13 protein-coding genes are annotated in these 18,062 nt (G+C 60.2%); 9 read left to right on the top strand and 4 right to left on the bottom strand.

All coding sequences use genetic code 11. The annotated features are described in order from the left end of the window. The first annotated feature begins 66 nt into the window (after nt 1-66). Both ACYZUA_RS21595 and ACYZUA_RS21590 read left to right on the top strand, forming a co-directional pair. Nucleotides 67-1,905: a long-chain-acyl-CoA synthetase gene (locus ACYZUA_RS21595; RefSeq protein ID WP_461960536.1), complete on the top strand. Its 1,839-nt coding sequence runs from the start codon at nt 67-69 to the stop codon at nt 1,903-1,905. A gap of 111 nt (nt 1,906-2,016) precedes the next feature. Beyond that, nucleotides 2,017-2,535: an ankyrin repeat domain-containing protein gene (locus ACYZUA_RS21590; RefSeq protein WP_461960535.1), complete on the top strand. Its 519-nt coding sequence runs from the start codon at nt 2,017-2,019 to the stop codon at nt 2,533-2,535. 190 nt (nt 2,536-2,725) lie between these two features. Here the strand turns inward: ACYZUA_RS21590 and ACYZUA_RS21585 are convergent, their stop codons facing one another. Together ACYZUA_RS21585 and xthA are read right to left on the bottom strand one after the other, a co-directional pair. Beyond that, entirely contained in the window at nt 2,726-4,066 is a 1,341-nt protein-coding gene (locus ACYZUA_RS21585) for a substrate-binding domain-containing protein (RefSeq protein WP_461960534.1), read from the bottom strand. Between the two features lie 193 nt (nt 4,067-4,259). Then, nucleotides 4,260-5,072 carry an exodeoxyribonuclease III gene (gene xthA, locus ACYZUA_RS21580; protein WP_461960533.1) on the bottom strand — a complete coding sequence of 271 codons (813 nt, stop codon included), beginning with the start codon at nt 5,070-5,072 and terminating at the stop codon, nt 4,260-4,262. 295 nt (nt 5,073-5,367) lie between these two features. On the opposite strand from xthA, the gene ACYZUA_RS21575 reads away from it, so the two are divergent. From ACYZUA_RS21575 to ACYZUA_RS21545, 7 genes are all read left to right on the top strand, one after another. Further along, entirely contained in the window at nt 5,368-6,018 is a 651-nt protein-coding gene (locus ACYZUA_RS21575) for a GNAT family N-acetyltransferase (protein WP_461960532.1), read from the top strand. A 65-nt stretch (nt 6,019-6,083) separates the two neighbouring features. Further along, the gene (locus ACYZUA_RS21570) at nt 6,084-7,811 is read left to right on the top strand and encodes an autotransporter assembly complex protein TamA (protein ID WP_461960531.1); all 1,728 of its coding nucleotides are present in this window, start codon (nt 6,084-6,086) and stop codon (nt 7,809-7,811) included. Then, entirely contained in the window at nt 7,808-11,482 is a 3,675-nt protein-coding gene (locus ACYZUA_RS21565; protein WP_461960530.1) for a translocation/assembly module TamB domain-containing protein, read from the top strand. The genes ACYZUA_RS21570 and ACYZUA_RS21565 overlap by 4 nt, the downstream gene beginning before the upstream one ends. Before the next feature lie 222 nt (nt 11,483-11,704). Next, nucleotides 11,705-12,178, top strand: a complete 474-nt coding sequence (locus ACYZUA_RS21560; RefSeq protein WP_461960529.1) for a MarR family winged helix-turn-helix transcriptional regulator — start codon at nt 11,705-11,707, stop codon at nt 12,176-12,178. Then, nucleotides 12,175-13,644 carry an efflux transporter outer membrane subunit gene (locus ACYZUA_RS21555; RefSeq protein ID WP_461960528.1) on the top strand — a complete coding sequence of 490 codons (1,470 nt, stop codon included), beginning with the start codon at nt 12,175-12,177 and terminating at the stop codon, nt 13,642-13,644. Before ACYZUA_RS21560 ends, ACYZUA_RS21555 begins: the two co-directional genes overlap by 4 nt. Before the next feature lie 15 nt (nt 13,645-13,659). Beyond that, on the top strand, nt 13,660-14,862 hold the full coding sequence (locus tag ACYZUA_RS21550; protein ID WP_461960527.1) for an HlyD family secretion protein: 1,203 nt from the start codon (nt 13,660-13,662) through the stop codon (nt 14,860-14,862). Between the two features lie 211 nt (nt 14,863-15,073). Then, nucleotides 15,074-16,603 (top strand): DHA2 family efflux MFS transporter permease subunit, encoded by a 1,530-nt coding sequence (locus ACYZUA_RS21545; RefSeq protein WP_461960526.1) that lies wholly within the window; start codon nt 15,074-15,076, stop codon nt 16,601-16,603. 127 nt (nt 16,604-16,730) lie between these two features. Here the strand turns inward: ACYZUA_RS21545 and lpxH are convergent, their stop codons facing one another. Continuing rightward, a complete protein-coding gene (gene lpxH, locus ACYZUA_RS21540; protein ID WP_461960525.1) occupies nt 16,731-17,483 on the bottom strand; it encodes a UDP-2,3-diacylglucosamine diphosphatase in 753 nt (250 codons plus the stop codon). Next, nucleotides 17,480-17,983, bottom strand: a complete 504-nt coding sequence (locus tag ACYZUA_RS21535; RefSeq protein ID WP_033057103.1) for a peptidylprolyl isomerase — start codon at nt 17,981-17,983, stop codon at nt 17,480-17,482. The genes lpxH and ACYZUA_RS21535 overlap by 4 nt, the downstream gene beginning before the upstream one ends. Between the last annotated feature and the right edge of the window lie 79 nt (nt 17,984-18,062).

Below are 18,062 nucleotides of genomic sequence, written 5' to 3'. Positions count from 1 at the left end.
CCGCTGACGTATTTTCGGCCTCAATCAACGCCGCCCGAACAATAAAAAGATCGACCGGGAGCAACCATGAGCCGCACGCCGCACGACACGATTACCTGGGGCATGATGCTCCGCAAGCTGCCTTCCATTGCCAAAGCCATTCCTCGCGTGGTGAAGGGCATGAAAGCCGCCAACGTCAAGGACCCGACCCAACCGTGCGGCCTGGGCTGGAGCTTCGAGCAAGCGACGTTGCGCAATCCCGATGGCCCGGCATTGCTGCAGAACGAGGTGGCGCTGACTTATTTTCAGGTCAACCAATGGGCCAATCGCATTGCCCATCATCTGATTGCCCAAGGCATCCGCAAGGGCGATGTGGTGGCGGTCTTTATCGAGAATCGCCCGGAGCTGCTGGTGACGATTCTGGCGGTGGCCAAGGTCGGCGCGGTCAGTGCGTTGCTCAATACGTCGCAGACCCGCGATACCCTGGCTCACAGCCTGAACCTGGTAGCACCCGCGGCGATCATCGTCGGACAAGAGCTGGTCCCGGCGTTTTCGGCGGTCCGCGAAAGGGTGTCGATCGACGCGGCGCGCACCTGGTTCGTCGCTGATCGAGACACCTTCAGCCACCCGGGCATTGCGCCCGACGGGTTCATCAACCTGATGACCGCCAGTGCCGACAGCTCCAGCGCCAACCCCGCCAGCAGTCAGCAGGTTTTTTTCGACGACCCTTGTTTCTATATCTACACCTCGGGCACCACTGGCTTACCCAAGGCCGGGGTGTTCAAGCACGGCCGCTGGATGCGCAGCTCCGCAAGCTTCGGGCTGATCGCCTTGGATATGCGCCCGGAGGATGTCGTCTATTGCACTTTGCCGCTCTATCACGCCACCGGGCTGTGCGTGTGCTGGGGCTCGGCGATCAGTGGCGCCTCGGGCTTTGCCATTCGCCGCAAGTTCAGCGCCAGTCAATTCTGGAACGACGTGCGCAAGTACCGCGCCACCACCCTCGGCTACGTCGGTGAATTGTGCCGCTACCTCGTGGATCAACCGCCCAGCGCCGACGACAGCAAGCACAGCGTGACGAAGATGATCGGCAATGGCCTGCGCCCCGGCGCGTGGGGCGAGTTCAAGACGCGATTCGGGGTGAACCACATCTGCGAGCTCTACGCCGCCAGCGACGGCAACATTGGTTTCACCAACATCCTCAACTTTGATAACACCGTCGGTTTTTCCCTGATGTCATGGGAGTTGGCGGCCTACGACCACGATAGCGGCGCGCCGATTCGGGATGCCCAGGGCTTTATGCGCAAGGTTGCCAAAGGCGAGCAGGGACTGTTGCTGGCGAAGATCGACGACAAGGCGCCGCTGGATGGCTACACCGATCCGCAGAAGACCGAAAAGGTTGTGCTGCACGACGTGTTCGAAAAGGGCGACCGTTACTTCAATACCGGTGACCTGCTGCGCAACATCGGTTTCGGTCATGCACAGTTTGTTGACCGTTTGGGAGATACCTTCCGCTGGAAGGGTGAAAACGTCTCGACCACCGAGGTCGAAAACATCCTTCTGCAACACCCGAATATTTCCGAAGCGGTGGCCTACGGCGTGGAAATCCGCAACACCAACGGGCGCGCGGGGATGGCGGCGATTACGCCAGCCGAGTCCCTGGCGACCCTGGACTTCAGTGAGCTGCTGGCTTTCGCCCGTGAACAAATGCCTGCTTATGCGGTGCCGCTGTTCCTGCGAGTGAAAGTGAAAATGGAGACCACCGGCACCTTCAAGTATCAGAAGACCCGCCTCAAGGACGAAGCCTTCGACCCCGGCAAAACCGGCGATGATCCGATCTACGCCTGGCTGCCGGGAACCCAGACTTACGTGCAGGTCACTCCGCAGTTGCTGGCGGATATTCACGGCGGCGCTTTTCGTTATTGAATGCAGCGCTATTGAATGTGGCTATGGCCGTCCATGAGAAAAAAGAAGTGACAGCCTCGGGGCTGCTCGGGAAACTGTCGGCTTTGCGAATAACCGAACGTGGAGTGCCCAATGTCAGACCAAAGCCGCCAGATGTCCCCCGAAGAAGCCGCTGAATTTGCCGAACAGGTATTCAACAAGGCGCGCGAGGGCGATGCAGCCATGATGGCAGCGCTGTTGACCAAGGGCCTGCCGCCGAACCTGCGTAACCACAAGGGCGACACCTTGCTGATGTTGGCCGCTTACCACGGCCATGTGGAGACGGTAAAAGTCCTGCTCGAACACAAGGCCGATCCGGAAATCCGCAACGACAACGGCCAGAGCCCGATTGCCGGCGCGGCGTTCAAAGGTGACCTGGCGGTGGTGAAGGCACTGGTTGAAGGCGGTGCGCAAGTGGAAGGGTCGTCCTTCGACGGTCGTACTGCGCTGATGATGGCGGCGATGTTCAATCGCGTCGAAATCGTCGACTACCTGATCAGCAAAGGCGCCGACCCGAAAGCCAAGGATGCCAATGGCGTCTCTGCGCTGGATGCCGCCAAGACCATGGGCGCGGTGGACACCACGGCGCAGTTGCAGAATCTGCTTGGCTGATCTCCTCCGTGTATCAGCCATGTAGCAGCTGTCGAGCCTGCGAGGCTGCGTTCGGCTCGGGCCGCGTTCGGACGCAGCAGTCGTAAAACCTGTATGTGCGGTCTCCCTGAAACACCGCATCGCCTGATTTCACGACGGCTTCGCCGCCGAACGCAGCCTCGCAGGCTCGACAGCTGCTACACACACACCATCAATACACCCACACCTCAACCCGCCGATTCTTGATTCGCCCCTCATCCGCGCTATTGGCCGCCACCGGCATTTCAGCGCCAAAACCACGAATCTCGCGAAACACCACGCCGCTTTTCACCAGTTCGCGCCGTACCGCCATGGCGCGCAGTTTCGACAGCAGATCGGCACGCGCCGGATCACTCTTGGCGTCGCCAAACCCCACCAGCGTCACCTGCCGATTGGTTTTCTCGTGCTGCTTTATATAGTCGAGCACCCGCCACAGGTCCTGCCGGGCCTTGTTGTCCAGCGTCGCACTGCCTTCCTCGAAACGAAAATTCACTGTCAGGCGCTGGGCGTGGCGACTGAGTGCCTGATAACCCTCCGGCATCAATGCATTCGGCGTGACCGTCATGGCCTGGACGGTCTGGGCGATAAAACCATTGGCCGCGACAATCGCCTGACCCTTGCTGCTTTGGGCGAACGCCACCAATGCTTCGGCCCAGGGATTTCTCCCATCGGGCGGCAGATAAAAGAACAGCCGGCGGGACAACGGATAGTCTTCCGTGGCAATCAGGTTGTTGAGCGGCAGCATGGCTTGGGATTGGCCATCGGCAATCGCCACGGCTTTGGCCTGACGCACGTAAGGCAGGCCGATGAAGCCGATACCTTGCGGGTCGAGGCTGACCGCGTCGGACAATTGCTCGCTGGATTCGAAACGTTTCGCAGCGCTGCTCAGCGTTTTTCCACGACGGCTGAGGACCAATTCCTTGAACGTGTCGTAGGTGCCCGATTGATCATCCCGCGCATAGAGGTGAATCGTCCCACCATTGCCGCCAAGTTCTTCCCAGGTTTTTGCCTCGCCGCTGAAGATTCGCGCCAGTTGTTCAGTGTTCAGTTCGCTCAACGGATTTTGCGGATGAAGAATGATCGCCAGGCCATCGATGGCGATGACCTGTTCGGCGCCGGGGCTTTTGAAGTCGCCCAGGCGTGCAAGGTCTGTCCGTTCGCTGTCCTTGATCGGGCGCGAGGAGGCGGCGAGGTCGGCGGTGGCGGTTTTCAGGGCGGCGAAACCGGTGCTGGACCCGTGGGCCGCGATGTCCACCGCGACCCGTCGGCCCTGAACGGTTTCGCCGATGACGCGCAGTTCGTTGGCTTTGTCCGGGGCCTCGCTGTGAACCTTGAGCAGGCCCTGTTCGCGCATCAACCCCTCAACCAGCGCCGGGCCCAACGCCGCGCCAATGGTGTTGGAACCCTGGATGCGCAGCACCGGGCCTGACTCGGGCATCGGCAACGCGCCAGCCGACGCCGTCAGCGGCAGCCCGGCGCACAGCATCAACAGGAACAACACACGCAGCGTCATGCCGGCACCCTATAAAGCCAAAGGAAGTGCCGGGAGAATAAGTCAGTAAGGTTTCTGAAAGATGACAGTTATCGACATTGTGGGAGCGAGCCTGCTCGCGATAGCGGTGTGTCAGTCGACATCAATATCGAATGACACACCGCTATCGCGAGCAGGCTCGCTCCCACAGTTGATCTGTGTCGACAGGTAGGGATCAGCTCAGTTCAAGCCAGATCGGCGCATGATCCGATGGTTTTTCCATCCCGCGCAGTTCGTAATCCACACCCGCATCCTTCACGCGTGGCAACAACCCATGGGACGCCATGATCAAGTCAATCCGCAGCCCACGCTTGGGCACATCCTCAAAACCGCGGCTACGGTAGTCGAACCAGCTGAAACGGTCGGCCACTTCCGGGTTCAAGTGACGGAAGCTGTCCACCAGGCCCCAGTTCTTCAAGCGGGCCATCCACTCGCGCTCTTCCGGCAGGAAGCTGCATTTACCGGTTTTCAACCAGCGTTTCATGTTGTCCGGGCCGATACCGATGTCGCAGTCTTCCGGAGAAATGTTCACGTCGCCCATCACCACCACCGGCTGATCGTTGCTGAACTGGCTTTCCAGCAGTTGCTGCAGATCGCCGTAAAAGCGTTCCTTGGCCGGGAACTTGGTCGGGTGATCGCGGCTTTCGCCCTGTGGGAAATAGCCGTTCATGATGGTCACCGGCACGCCATTGGCGTCGGCGAACGAACCCCAGATGAAGCGGCGCTGAGCGTCTTCTTCATCGGTGGCGAAACCTTTGTGCAGCGCGATAGGTTCCTGACGCGAGAGCAGGGCCACGCCGTAATGACCTTTTTGACCGTGGAAATACACGTGATAGCCCAGTGCCTGAACCTCGGCCAGCGGGAATTGGTCGTCGTGAACCTTGGTTTCCTGCAAGCCGATCACGTCTGGCTGATGCTTTTCAATCAGCGCCGCCAGCTGATGCGGGCGAGCGCGCAGCCCGTTGATGTTGAAGGAGACGATCTTCATGGTCGGCAGTCCTGGCAAAAGGGCGATGCTAGCTGACATGTAGGAATGGGGCCAGTGTGGGGTGAGGGGATTCACTGTGTTCTGTCAGATCTTTATTGGCAGTTAGGGCCTCTTCGCGAGCAGGCTCGCTCCCACAGGTAATGAGTCTGGTCTATACCTTGTGGGAGCGAGCCTGCTCGCGATGGCGGCATCACAACCAACACTGATTCGGATCAGCAAGGAACTGTGCCAGCGCGATAGGCTCGTAACCAGAAGAGCGCAGTCATTTGACCTGTGCCAGGGGAGAACTACCGTCATGCCCGAAACCTCGACCGTCATCGCCGATATTCACATGCTCGACAGCGGCTATTCCCGCGAAGCACGTTCGTTGTTGTACCAGGCTTATCGGCATGAGCCGACGTTCGGCTACCTGTTCGAAGCGGAGCGTCCCGGTTATGAACAGCGGGTCCGCGCCACCGTGCGCGAACTGGTCAAACAACACTTTCTTCAGGACTTGCCGGCCATCGGCCTGTTGGTCAACGACCGGTTGATCGGCATCGCGTTGATCGCGCCGCCGCAACGTCGCCTTGGCATCACAGAGAGTTGGGCCTGGCGTCTGCGCATGGTGCTCAGCACCGGGTTTCGCTGCACCCGACGCTATCTCGAGTATCACGATGCCGTGATGGCTTGCGTGCCGTCCGATTCGGTACACCTGCTGCCGTTGCTGGGGGTTCATCCGCAATTTCAGGGCCAACACTTTGGCGAACAATTGCTGCAAGCGGTGCACAACTGGTGCGCGGTGGATGAGCACTCCGAGGGCGTAATCCTCGATACCGGGAATCCTCGTTATCTGGAGTTCTATAAGCGTCAGGGCTATGAGGAAATCGGTGAGGTCGCCGTAGGACCGATTCGCGAGCACGTGTTTTTCCATGCCAATCCGCAGGTGTTACAAACAGCAAGGGCATAAAGGTAGAACTTTCCCCGCATGCAAGGCTCTATCACGCTCCCAAGCTCGTGATAGCATCCGCGCCTATGAAGTTTCCAGGAAGAATTACCAGCGGCGTGCTGATGCTGATTACCAGCTGCGCGGCGCTGGCGCAAAGTGAATTGGATGTGCGGATCAAACCGTCCAACGATGAACTGAAAGCCAATATAGAGGGCTATATCGGCAGCCTCGGCGATCGAGACGAAGAGGCCTTGCTGCGCTTCAGTCGTGGCGCCGAAGAACAGGCGCGCAAGGCTGCCCAGGCCTTGGGTTATTACCAGCCGCAGATCGACTCGGATGTGAAGGGCGGCAAGACGCCGCGCCTGGTGCTGAACATTGATCCCGGCGAGCCGGTGCATTTGCGCAATGTCACTATTCGCATCGACGGCCCGGCCGCCTCCCTCAAATCCTTCCGTGTACCCAAAAGCGATGCGCTGAAGACCGGCGCCGTGCTCAACCATGGCCATTACGAAGACGCCAAGCGCCTGATTCAGAATCAGGGCTCGCGCTATGGCTTTTTCAGTGGTCATTTCAGCAGCCAGAAATTGTTGGTCGACCCGCGAGCCGGCGTCGCCGACATCGAACTGATCTACAACAGCGGCCCGCGTTATTCACTGGGCAAGGTCAGTTTCGAAGGTGACACGCCGTTCGACGAGGACCTGCTGCAACGCATGGTGCCCTTCAAGGCGGGCGCACCTTATGACTCCGAATTGATCGCCGAGCTCAGTCAGGCCATGCAATCGAGCGGCTATTTCGAAAGCGTGAGGGTGGATGCGGCGCCGACGGCGTCCAGGAACGACGTGATCCCGGTCGACGTCAAACTCGAAACCCGTAAACCACGGACCATGGGCCTGGGACTGGGTTATTCCACCGACGTCGGCCCACGGGTCAAGGCCAACTGGACCCGGCACTGGGTCAACCCTCAAGGGCACAGCTATGGCTGGGAGACCGAAGTTTCCGCGCCTCGGCAGAACGTCGGTGTGTTCTATGACATTCCCCTGGACCCGCCGCTGACCGACAAGCTGCGGTTCGCCGGGGGTTATCAGAACGAAGAAATCGCCGACAAGGACTCCCTCAGCAAACTGCTGACCGTCGGCCCCGAGTGGCACAGCAAGCTGCCCAGCGGTTGGCAGCGAGTGGTGTCGCTCAAGTGGCAGCGCGAGGAATACAGGCTCGGCGACGACTCGGGGCTCAGCACGTTGCTGATGCCTGGCGTCAGCTATTCCTACCTTAAAAGTGATAACCGCATCGACCCGCACAACGGTTATCGCCTGGAATTCGAGACCAAAGTGGCGAAAGAAGGTTTGGGCTCCGACACCAACCTGCTGTACGGCACCGCGTTGGTGAAAGGCTTGACCACGGTCTTCGACAAGCACCGCTTCCTCGGTCGGGTGCAGGTTGGTGGCAGCGCCACCAATGGCTACAAATCGGTGCCGCCGTCGCTGCGCTTCTTCGCCGGTGGCGATCAGAGCGTGCGTGGTTACGACTACCAGAGCCTGTCCCCGGAAAACTCCGAGGGCGACCGCATCGGTGGTCGTTACATGATCGCCGGCAGCGTCGAGTATCAGTACTCCGTCGCCGAAAAATGGCGGGTCGCGACCTTCATCGACCAGGGCAACTCTTTCAATACCCTCGAACTGCCGGACCTCAAGACCGGTGTCGGTATCGGTGTGCGCTGGGTTTCTCCTGTAGGACCGATACGCCTCGACCTGGCCCATGCGATGGACGATGACGGCGGCATTCGACTGCACTTTTCCATGGGGCCTGAGCTGTGAATCGTGGTTTGAAAATAACGCTGCTGGCGATTCTGGCGCTGCTGATGCTGGTCGTTTTGACCGTGGCCACAGTGCTGGGCACGGCAACGGGCAGTCGCTGGGCGTTGGGGTTCGTGCCGGGTTTGACCGTAGAAAATTATCAGGGTCGATTGGGCGGACAGTGGAGCGCCGACCGTGTGTTATGGCAGCAAGACGCCAGCCGGGTTGAGCTGAGCAAAGTCATTTTCGCTTGGTCGCCGCTGTGCCTGACGCGCATGGCACTGTGCATCGAGCAATTGAAGGCCGATCAAGTCAGCCTGCAATTTCCACCGGGCACGGATGAAGACAGCAGCGGTTCGATCGAACTTCCGGACCTGGATTTGCCGCTGGCCATCGAGCTGGGCGACGTCCAGGTCGGCAGCCTGCTGTTCAACGGCAGCGAAGAACTCAAGGGCCTGCAACTGGCGGCGCACTGGACGGTCAACGGTTTGCAGATCGATTCCGTTCATTTGCAACGGGATGACCTGAGCCTCAACCTTTCAGGCCTGCTGCAACCCAGCGGTAACTGGCCGCTCAAGGCCGAAGGCAAACTGACCCTGCCAGCCCCCGGCACCGGGCCTTGGACGCTGGCCCTGAAGGTCGATGGCGATCTGCTGAAAACCCTCAACCTGAAAGCCGACAGCAGCGGTTACCTCAACGGGCAATTGACTGGCGAACTGCAACCGCTGGTGGAAAACCTGCCGGCCAAGGTGCGGATCACCGCTGACGGCTTCAAGCCCGGCGTTGATCTGCCGGACACCTTGCAACTCAACCAACTGGAACTCACCGGCGACGGCGACCTGAAAAACGGTTATCAGTTGCTCGGCAAAGCCACGTTGCCTGGCGAAAAAGGACCCGTCGCGTTGTTGCTGCAAGGCAAGGTCGACGCCAACGGCGCTCAGATCGCCGGGTTGAACCTCACGGCCAATGACAAGCAAAGCCTGAAACTCACTGGCAACCTCGACTGGAGCAAAGGCCTGAGTGCCGATGCCAAAATCGACTGGCTGGATTTCCCGTGGCATAGCCTCTATCCACTGATCGACGAGCCAGAAGTAGCGTTGCGCAGCTTCAACGGTGAAGTCTCCTACACCGACGGTAAATACCTCGGCAACTTCAACGCCGCACTCGACGGCCCGGCCGGGGCGTTCAGCCTGACCAGCCCATTCAGCGGCGACCTGACGAAAATCTATCTGCAACAAATTCAACTCGAAGCCGGGCAGGGCAAGGCCGAAGGGCACCTGAACCTGCAATTTGCCGATGGCATTGCCTGGGACACCGCGCTGGACCTGTCGGCGATCAACCCGGCGTACTGGGTCGCGGAGTTGCCGGGCACCCTGGCCGGACCGTTGCGCAGCAAGGGCGAGATGAAGAATGAAAAACTCAGCCTGACCGCTGATCTCGATCTGAAAGGCAAACTGCGCGGCCAACCGGCAGTGATCCAGGCCAACGCCGATGGCGGTGGTGAACAATGGAACCTTAGCGCGCTGCAAATTCGCCTGGGGGACAACAGCATCAACGGCAAGGGCAGCCTGCAACAGAAACTCGCCGGCCAGATCGATATCAAGCTGCCGCGCCTGGCTCAGTTGTGGCCGCAACTGCGCGGTCAGCTCAATGGTCGCGTCGATGTCGCCGGTACCCTCAAGGCCCCGCAAGGCAAGCTCGGGCTGCAAGGCACGCAACTGGCCTTCGAAGACAATCGTCTGCAAAGCCTGAATCTGGACGCCACTCTCGACAGCACGCAGCGCGCGAAAATCGACCTCAAGGGCAGCGGCATTCAGGCCGGTGAGACGTCACTGGGGACGCTGACCGCCAGCGGCCAGGGCGATATCAAAAACCAGAAACTCGCCCTCGACCTGCAAGGGCCGAAGCTGAAACTCGCGCTCGGCCTCGACGGCAATCTGGACCAGGGCAATTGGCGTGGGCGGCTGGCCAGCGGCGATATCCAGGCCGGAGGGCAGGACTGGAAACTGCAAGGTCCGGCGAAGCTTGAACGGCTGGCGGACGGCAAGATCAATTTTGGCGCTCATTGCTGGGCGTCCGGCCCGGCCAGCCTGTGCGGTGAGGATCAGCGCCTGATGCCTGAGCCGAAGCTGCGTTATCACCTCAAACAGTTCCCGATCGACAGCCTCGCGCAGTGGTTGCCCAAGGATTTCGCCTGGAAGGGCCGGCTCAACGCCGACCTGCAACTGGACCTGCCGGCCAGCGGCCCGAACGGCCAGATCAGCATCGATGCCAGCGGCGGCACGTTGCGCATCAAGGAGAAGGATCAGTGGCTGGACTTCCCGTACCAGACCCTGAAACTCAACAGCAAACTCACGCCCAAGCGCATCGACACTGACCTCAATTTCGTCGGCGGCAAGCTCGGTGAGCTTATGCTCCAGGCGCAGATCAATCCGTTACTGAAGGACAAACCTCTGACCGGCTCCTTCCGTTTGAATGGACTGGACTTGTCGGTAGCGCGGCCGTTTGTGCCGATGGTCGAGAAGATGACCGGACGCTTGAATGGCAGCGGCACGCTCGCAGGTACGCTGCTGGCGCCGCAGGTCAACGGCAATCTGCTGCTCAGCGACGGCGAGATTTCCGGGCCTGAATTGCCGATGGACCTTGAAGCGCTGCAACTTCAAGCCGTGATCGCTGGCGAAACCGTGCAGTTGAACGGCGGCTGGAAAAGCGGCAAGACCGGGCAGGGCACCTTGAGCGGCAACATCGCCTGGGGTCAGGCATTGGTGGTTGATCTGGCGCTCAAAGGCACGCAATTGCCCGTTACCGTCGAGCCGTACGCCAAGCTGGAAATGGCGCCGGACCTGAAGATTTCGGTGAAGGACGACAAACTGGCGATCACCGGCAAAGTGCTGGTGCCGAAAGGCGAGATCACCGTGCGCGAGTTGCCGCCATCGACGGTCAAGGTGTCCGATGACACGGTGATCGTCGGTCAGCAGACCGAAGAGGGCAAACCACCGATGGCCATGACGATGGACATCGATGTGGTGGTCGGTCAGGACAAACTCAGCTTCGCCGGGTTTGGCCTGACCGCCAACCTGCAAGGTCATGTGCACATCGGCGACAACATGGACACCCGCGGCGAGCTCTGGCTCAACGATGGGCGTTATCGCGCCTACGGTCAGCGGTTGACCGTGCGCCGTGCGCGTTTGCTGTTTGCAGGTCCCATCGACCAGCCGTATCTGGACATCGAAGCGATTCGCCAGACCGACGACGTGATCGCCGGCATCCGCCTGAGCGGCAGTGCCGAGCAGCCGACCACACAGATCTTCTCCGAGCCGGCGATGAGCCAGGAACAGGCGTTGTCCTATCTGGTGCTGGGGCGTCCGTTGAGCACCAACGGTGAGGACAACAACATGCTCGCCCAAGCGGCGCTGGGGTTGGGCTTGATGGGCAGTTCCGGTGTGACCAGCGGCTTGGCCAAGAACCTGGGCATTCAGGACTTCCAGCTCGACACCGAGGGCAGCGGCAACGCCACCAGCGTGGTAGCCAGCGGCAATATCTCCGAGAAGCTCAGCCTGCGATATGGCGTTGGCGTGTTCGAACCGGCCAACACCATCGCCTTGCGTTACAAGCTGAGCAAGAAGGTCTACCTCGAAGCGGCGGGCGGCGTGGCCAGTTCGCTGGACATCTTCTACAAGCGGGATTTCTAGACCCGCGTCCTTTCTCCACACCGAGTGGCCGCTATCGCGAGCAGGCTCGCTCCCACAGGGATCACACCGAACCTGTGGGAGCGAGCCTGCTCGCGATAGCGGTCTGACGGCTGCCATTTATCAACTAAATAGCAAGCAGCCTAACTATTGCGTTGACATTCGCTGCCTAGGCAGTAACATCTCGCCATACATTCTCTGCCTAGGCAGCTAATCGGTGGCCAGATGAAACATTTCACCTCATACGATTTCCATAATTGCCATCTCGGCCTCCTGCTCGGGCGCGCCGCGCTGCTCAAGGACCGGATCATCGACACGCACATGGAACCCCACGGCATCACCGCCGCGCAGTTCAAAGTGCTGATCATCATGGCCCAGTTCGGCGTCGATACCCCGGCCGAGCTGTGCCGTCACCTGTCGCTGGACAGCGGTTCGATGACCCGCATGCTCGATCGTCTGGAACAGAAAGGCTTCCTCGCCCGCCAACGCTCCGAAGCGGATCGCCGTCAGGTTCAGCTGGTGCTGACCGAACAAGGCCAGCAGTTGACTGACCGCCTGCCGGAGATCGGCGCCGATGCCATGAATGAACTGGCCGGCGCGATCACCCCAGAGGAGTTGAAAACCCTCGAACAGATCCTGAAGAAAATTCTGGTGGCAGCCGGTGACTCGATCACGTTGCTGCGGGTAGGTGACAAATGAGCAGTAAAACCCTGCGTACCGGCCTGAGCCTGGTGCTGGCGGCCATGACCCTGGCCGGTTGCGCCAGCTACAGCGGCCTGACCACCGAAGGCAAAAGCCTCGATGCGAAAACCCTCAAGGCCGGACAATCCCTCAGCGGCGTGACCCTGTCGCCCGCGGCCTGGCCGAAAAGCGACTGGTGGAAAAGCCTCGGCGACCCACAGCTCGACGGCTTGATTCGCGAAGCCCTGCACGACAGCCCCGACATGCAAATCGCCGACGCCCGCGCCCACCAGGCCAGCGCCGCCGCTTATGCAGCGGATGCCGCACGCATGCCCACCCTCGATGCCAGTGCCGGCGTCAGCCGTTCGCGTCTGGCACGCGATCAAGACCCGAGGGGCGAGGGCGATGCGTACTCCACCGTGCGCAACATCGGCGCCAGTTTCAATTACAACTTCGACCTCTGGGGCGGTCAGCGTGATGCCTGGGAAGCCGCGCTCGGTCAGGCCCGTGCTGCCGAAGTCGATCAACAAGCCGCTCAGCTGACCTTGTCCGCCGACGTGGCTCGCGCTTACAGCGATCTGGGTCAGGCGCACATCGTCTATGACCTCGCCAGTGAAGACCTCAAACGCACCAGACAAATGCTCGACCTGAGCCAGCGCCGCCTGAGCTCGGGGATCGACAGTCAGTACCAGTTCCAGCAAACCGAGAGTCTGGAAGCCACGTCCGAAGCCAGCCTGATCGACGCCGAGAAACGCCTGCAAAGCGCGAAAATCGCTTTGGCCGTCTTGCTCGGTAAAGGCCCGGATCGCGGCAACGAAATCGCCCGGCCGAAAATTCTTCAGGCCAGCGCCGTCGCGTTGCCATCGGTGCTGCCGGCCGAGTTGTTGGGTCGTCGTCCAGACCTGGTGGCCGCGCGTTGGCGGGTCGAGGCCGCGAGCAAGAACATCGACGCCGGCAAAACCCGGTTCTACCCCAACCTCAACCTGAGCGCCGCGGCCGGTGCCGAGTCGTTGCTGGGCGATGCGATGTTCGGTTCGGCCAGTCGTTTCTTCAACATTGCGCCGACCATTTCTGTGCCGATTTTCGACGGTGGCCGCTTGCGTGCCGACCTCGATTCCCGCGACGCCGATTACGACCTCGCGGTGGCGCAGTACAACAAAAGCCTGGTGAAAGCCTTGGGCGATGTCAGCGACACCATCAACCAATTGCGCGATATCGGCCGGCAGATCGGCGCTCAGCAACGCGCCACCGACATTGCCCAGGATTCTTACAACACTGTGGTCCAGCGGTACGGTTCCGGCATCGGGAATTACCTGGACGTGCTCAGCATCGAGCAGCAATTGCTCCAGGCCCAGCGTCAGCTGGCCAACCTGAATGCCGAGCAGATCGACCTGTCGATCCAACTGATGCAGGCGCTGGGCGGCGGCTTCCAGGGCGAAACCCTGACCGCAGCCAACGCAACCCCAGCCACGCAGCACAACTAATTCAAGGTAATTGTCATGGCCACTGCCGATAAAACCCAATCCCCTGACAACACTCAAGACGCGAGCAATTCGCGCAAACGCAAAGTCATGCTGGTGCTGCTCGCGATCGTGGTGATCCTCGCCGGTGCCGGCGTCTGGGGGTATCACGAACTCTACGGTCGCTGGAACGAAAGCACCGACGACGCCTACGTGAACGGCAACGTGGTGGAAATTACTCCGTTGGTCACCGGCACGGTGGTCAGCATCGGTGCCGACGACGGCGACCTGGTTCACGAAGGCCAGGTGCTGATCAACTTCGACCCGAACGACGCCGAAGTCGGTCTGCAAAGTGCCCAGGCCAATCTGGCCCGCACCGTGCGTCAGGTTCGCGGCTTGTACAGCAACGTCGACGGCATGAAAGCCCAGGTCAACGCCCAACAAGCTGAAGTGCAAAAGGCTCAGGACAACTTCAATCGCCGGAAAAACCTCGCCGCTGGCGGCGCGATTTCCCAGGAAGAACTGTCCCATGCTCGCGACGACCTGACCTCGGCGCAAAACGCCTTGGCCAACGCCAAACAGCAACTGAAAACCACCAGTGCGCTGGTCGATGACACCGTGGTGTCGTCGCACCCGGACGTGATGTCCGCTGCTGCGCAATTGCGTCAGGCTTACTTGAACAATTCGCGCAGCACCTTGATCGCGCCGGTCACCGGTTATGTCGCCAAACGTTCCGTGCAACTGGGCCAACGCGTCCAGCCGGGCACCGCATTGATGGCGGTCATTCCGCTGGATCAGCTGTGGATCGACGCCAACTTCAAGGAAACCCAACTGCGTGACATGCGCATCGGTCAGCCGGTGGACATCGAAGCCGACCTCTATGGCAGCGACGTGAAATTCAGCGGCACCATCGACAGCCTCGGCGCCGGCACCGGCAGCGCGTTTGCCTTGCTGCCAGCGCAGAACGCCACCGGTAACTGGATCAAGATCGTCCAGCGGGTGCCGGTGCGGATTCACATCAACGCTGAACAACTCACCAAGCACCCGTTGCGGGTCGGCCTGTCGACTCAGGTCGATGTGAACCTGCGTGACCAGAGCGGCCCGGTGCTGGCGCAACAACCGCCGCAAAAGGCCTCGTTCAGCACCAATGTGTATGACCGTCAGTTGGCCGAGGCCGACGCGATGATCACTCAACTTATCCACGACAACAGCGCTGCGGTCAGCAAAACCGTTCAACGCTGATTAGTCATCACACCGACCCTGTGTGGCGAGGGGATTTATCCCCGTTCGGCTGCGAAGCAGACGTCAGCTCATTAATGCGATTGGACTTTGAAGTGCTGGGGCCGCTTCGCGACCCAACGGGGATAAATCCCCTCACCACAAAGGCTCACTCCCACAAGGTCAGATGCGTCTGTAACAGGCGCAGCGCCAGCCAAGTTTCAAAGGATTCGCGATGAGCAATAACGCCTCTTTCACGCCGCCCAGCCTGTTGCTCAGCACCATCGGCCTGTCGCTGGCGACCTTCATGCAAGTACTCGACACCACCATTGCCAACGTGGCGCTGCCGACGATTTCCGGCAACCTGGGCGTGAGTTCGGAGCAGGGCACTTGGGTGATTACCTCGTTCGCCGTGAGCAACGCCATCGCGCTGCCGCTGACCGGTTGGCTCAGTCGGCGTTTCGGCGAGGTGAAGCTGTTTCTCTGGGCGACGATTCTGTTCGTGCTGGCGTCGTTTCTGTGCGGTATCTCGACCTCGATGCCTGAGCTGATCGGCTTTCGAGTGCTTCAAGGTCTGGTGGCAGGCCCCTTGTACCCGATGACTCAAACGCTGCTGATTGCCGTCTATCCGCCCGCCAGGCGCGGCATGGCCCTGGCGTTGCTGGCGATGGTCACGGTGGTGGCGCCGATTGCCGGTCCCATCCTCGGCGGCTGGATTACCGACAGTTATAGCTGGCCGTGGATCTTCTTTATCAACGTACCGATCGGTGTTTTCGCGGTGATGGTGGTGCGCCAGCAACTCAAGGCGCGGCCGGTGGAAACCAGCTACCAGCCGATGGATTACGTCGGTTTGATCACCCTGATCATTGGCGTCGGAGCCTTGCAGGTGATCCTCGACAAGGGCAATGACCTGGACTGGTTCGAGTCGAACTTCATCCTCATCGGCGCGGCTATTTCGGTGATAGCGCTGGCAGTGTTCGTGATCTGGGAAATGACTGACAAACACCCGGTGGTGAATCTGCGGCTGTTCGCTTACCGCAACTTCCGCATCGGCACGATTGTGCTGGTGTTGGGTTATGCCGGGTTCTTCGGGATCAACCTGATCCTGCCGCAATGGCTGCAAACCCAGATGGGTTATACGGCGACGTGGGCGGGGCTGGCGGTGGCGCCGATCGGGATTCTGCCAGTGCTGATGTCGCCGTTTGTCGGCAAATACGCACACAAGTTCGACCTGCGATTGCTGGCTGGCCTGGCGTTCCTGGCGATTGGCTTGAGCTGCTTCATGCGTGCCGGGTTTACCAACGAAGTGGATTTCCAGCACATCGCCCTGGTGCAGCTGTTCATGGGGATTGGCGTGGCGCTGTTCTTCATGCCGACCTTGAGCATTCTGATGTCAGACCTGCCACCGAACCAGATCGCCGACGGCGCGGGCCTGGCGACGTTCCTGCGGACCTTGGGCGGTAGTTTTGCGGCGTCGTTGACGACGTGGATCTGGATTCGCCGGGCGGATCAGCACCACGCCTATATGAGCGAAAGCATCAGCACCTATGAGCCGGCTACCCGCGAGGCGTTGAACAGCCTGGGCGGGGCGGGCAACCCGGCGTATGCGCAACTGGATCACGTGCTGACCAGTCAGGCGTACATGCTCTCCACCGTGGATTACTTCACGTTGCTGGGGTGGGCGTTCATGGGGTTGATCGTGATTGTGTGGCTGGCGAAACCGCCGTTTGCCGCTAAAGCAGGCCCTGCTGCCAGCGGCCACTGACCAAACGCGATCAAACTGTAGGAAGTGAGCCTGCTCGCGATAGCGGTGTATCAGTCAACAAAGTTGTTGAATGTGATACCGCTATCGCGAGCAGGCTCACTCCTACAGTGGGTTTTGTGTTTGGTAGTTAGTTAGCGGGTGCTGCAAGCTGTGGCGGCGGGGTGAAGTCGAACGGCGCCAACGCAAATCCTTGCTCATCCACCTGCAACGCCCACCCCTGACGATCCCAATCCCCCAGCACAATCCGCTTGGCCGCCTGTTCGCCAATCTGCAACTTGTGAATGGCCGGGCGATGGGTATGCCCATGGATCAGCGTTTTCACGCCAAATGCCTGCATGATTCGCGGCACTTCTTCCGGCGTGACATCCACAATGTCATTGGCCTTCATCCGCGTCTGCGCACGGCTTTCACTGCGCAGCTTGCGCGCCAGTTTATGCCGGGTGCCCAAGGGCAGATGCCGCAGGATGAACAGGGTGATCGGATTACGCAGATAGCGACGCAGCTTCATATAGGCTTCGTCGCGGGTGCAGAGGCTGTCGCCGTGCATCAACAGCACCGGCTCGCCGTAAAACTGCACGACACTCGGGTCTTTCAACAACGTGCAGCCGGCCTGTTTGCAGAAGGCCTGGCCGAGCATGAAGTCGCGATTGCCGTGCATCAGAAAAATGGCCGTGCCGCTGTCGCTGAGTTCGCGCAGGGCCTGGCAGATGGAACGCTGGAACGGCGTCATGGCATCGTCGCCAATCCACGCCTCGAAAAAGTCGCCCAGGATGTACAACGCACTCGCCGAGCGGGCGCGTCCGGCGAGCAAATCCAGAAACGCCCGGCTGATGTCCGGGCGCTCCTCTTCCAGATGCAAGTCTGAAATCAGCAGTATCACTCAATGATCTCGGCTTTCTCGATGATCACGTCTTCTGCTGGTACGTCCTGGTGGCCGGACTTCATGGTGGTGGAAACACCTTTGATCTTGTCCACTACGTCGGTGCCTGCAACGACTTTGGCGAATACCGCGTAGCCCCAGCCCTGAGTGGTCTTGGCGCTGTGGTTCAGGAAGCTGTTGTCAGCCACGTTGATGAAGAACTGGGCGGAAGCCGAATGCGGCTCCATGGTGCGCGCCATGGCCACGGTGTACTTCTCGTTCGGCAGGCCGTTGTCGGCTTCGTTCTGGATGCTTGGGCGCTTGTCTTTCTTTTCTTTCATGCCTGGCTCGAAACCGCCGCCCTGGATCATGAAGTTACCGATGACGCGGTGGAAAACAGTGTTTTCGTAGTGACCGGCTTTGACGTACTCGATGAAGTTGGCCACGGTGATCGGGGCTTTTTCAGCGTTCAGTTCCAGGACGATGTCGCCATGGTTGGTGGTCAGTTTGACTTGGGTCATGATCGGTACTCTTCTAATGAATTCGTGGGTTTCTGGGCGTTAAAGCCCTAAACCGGTCCGGCTAACAGCAGCCAAGGTG

It is taken from the genome of Pseudomonas sp. LS2P72 (genome assembly GCF_054897865.1).
Note: the sequence above shows the minus strand (reverse complement) of the source record. Positions and strands in the feature narration are given on the sequence as shown.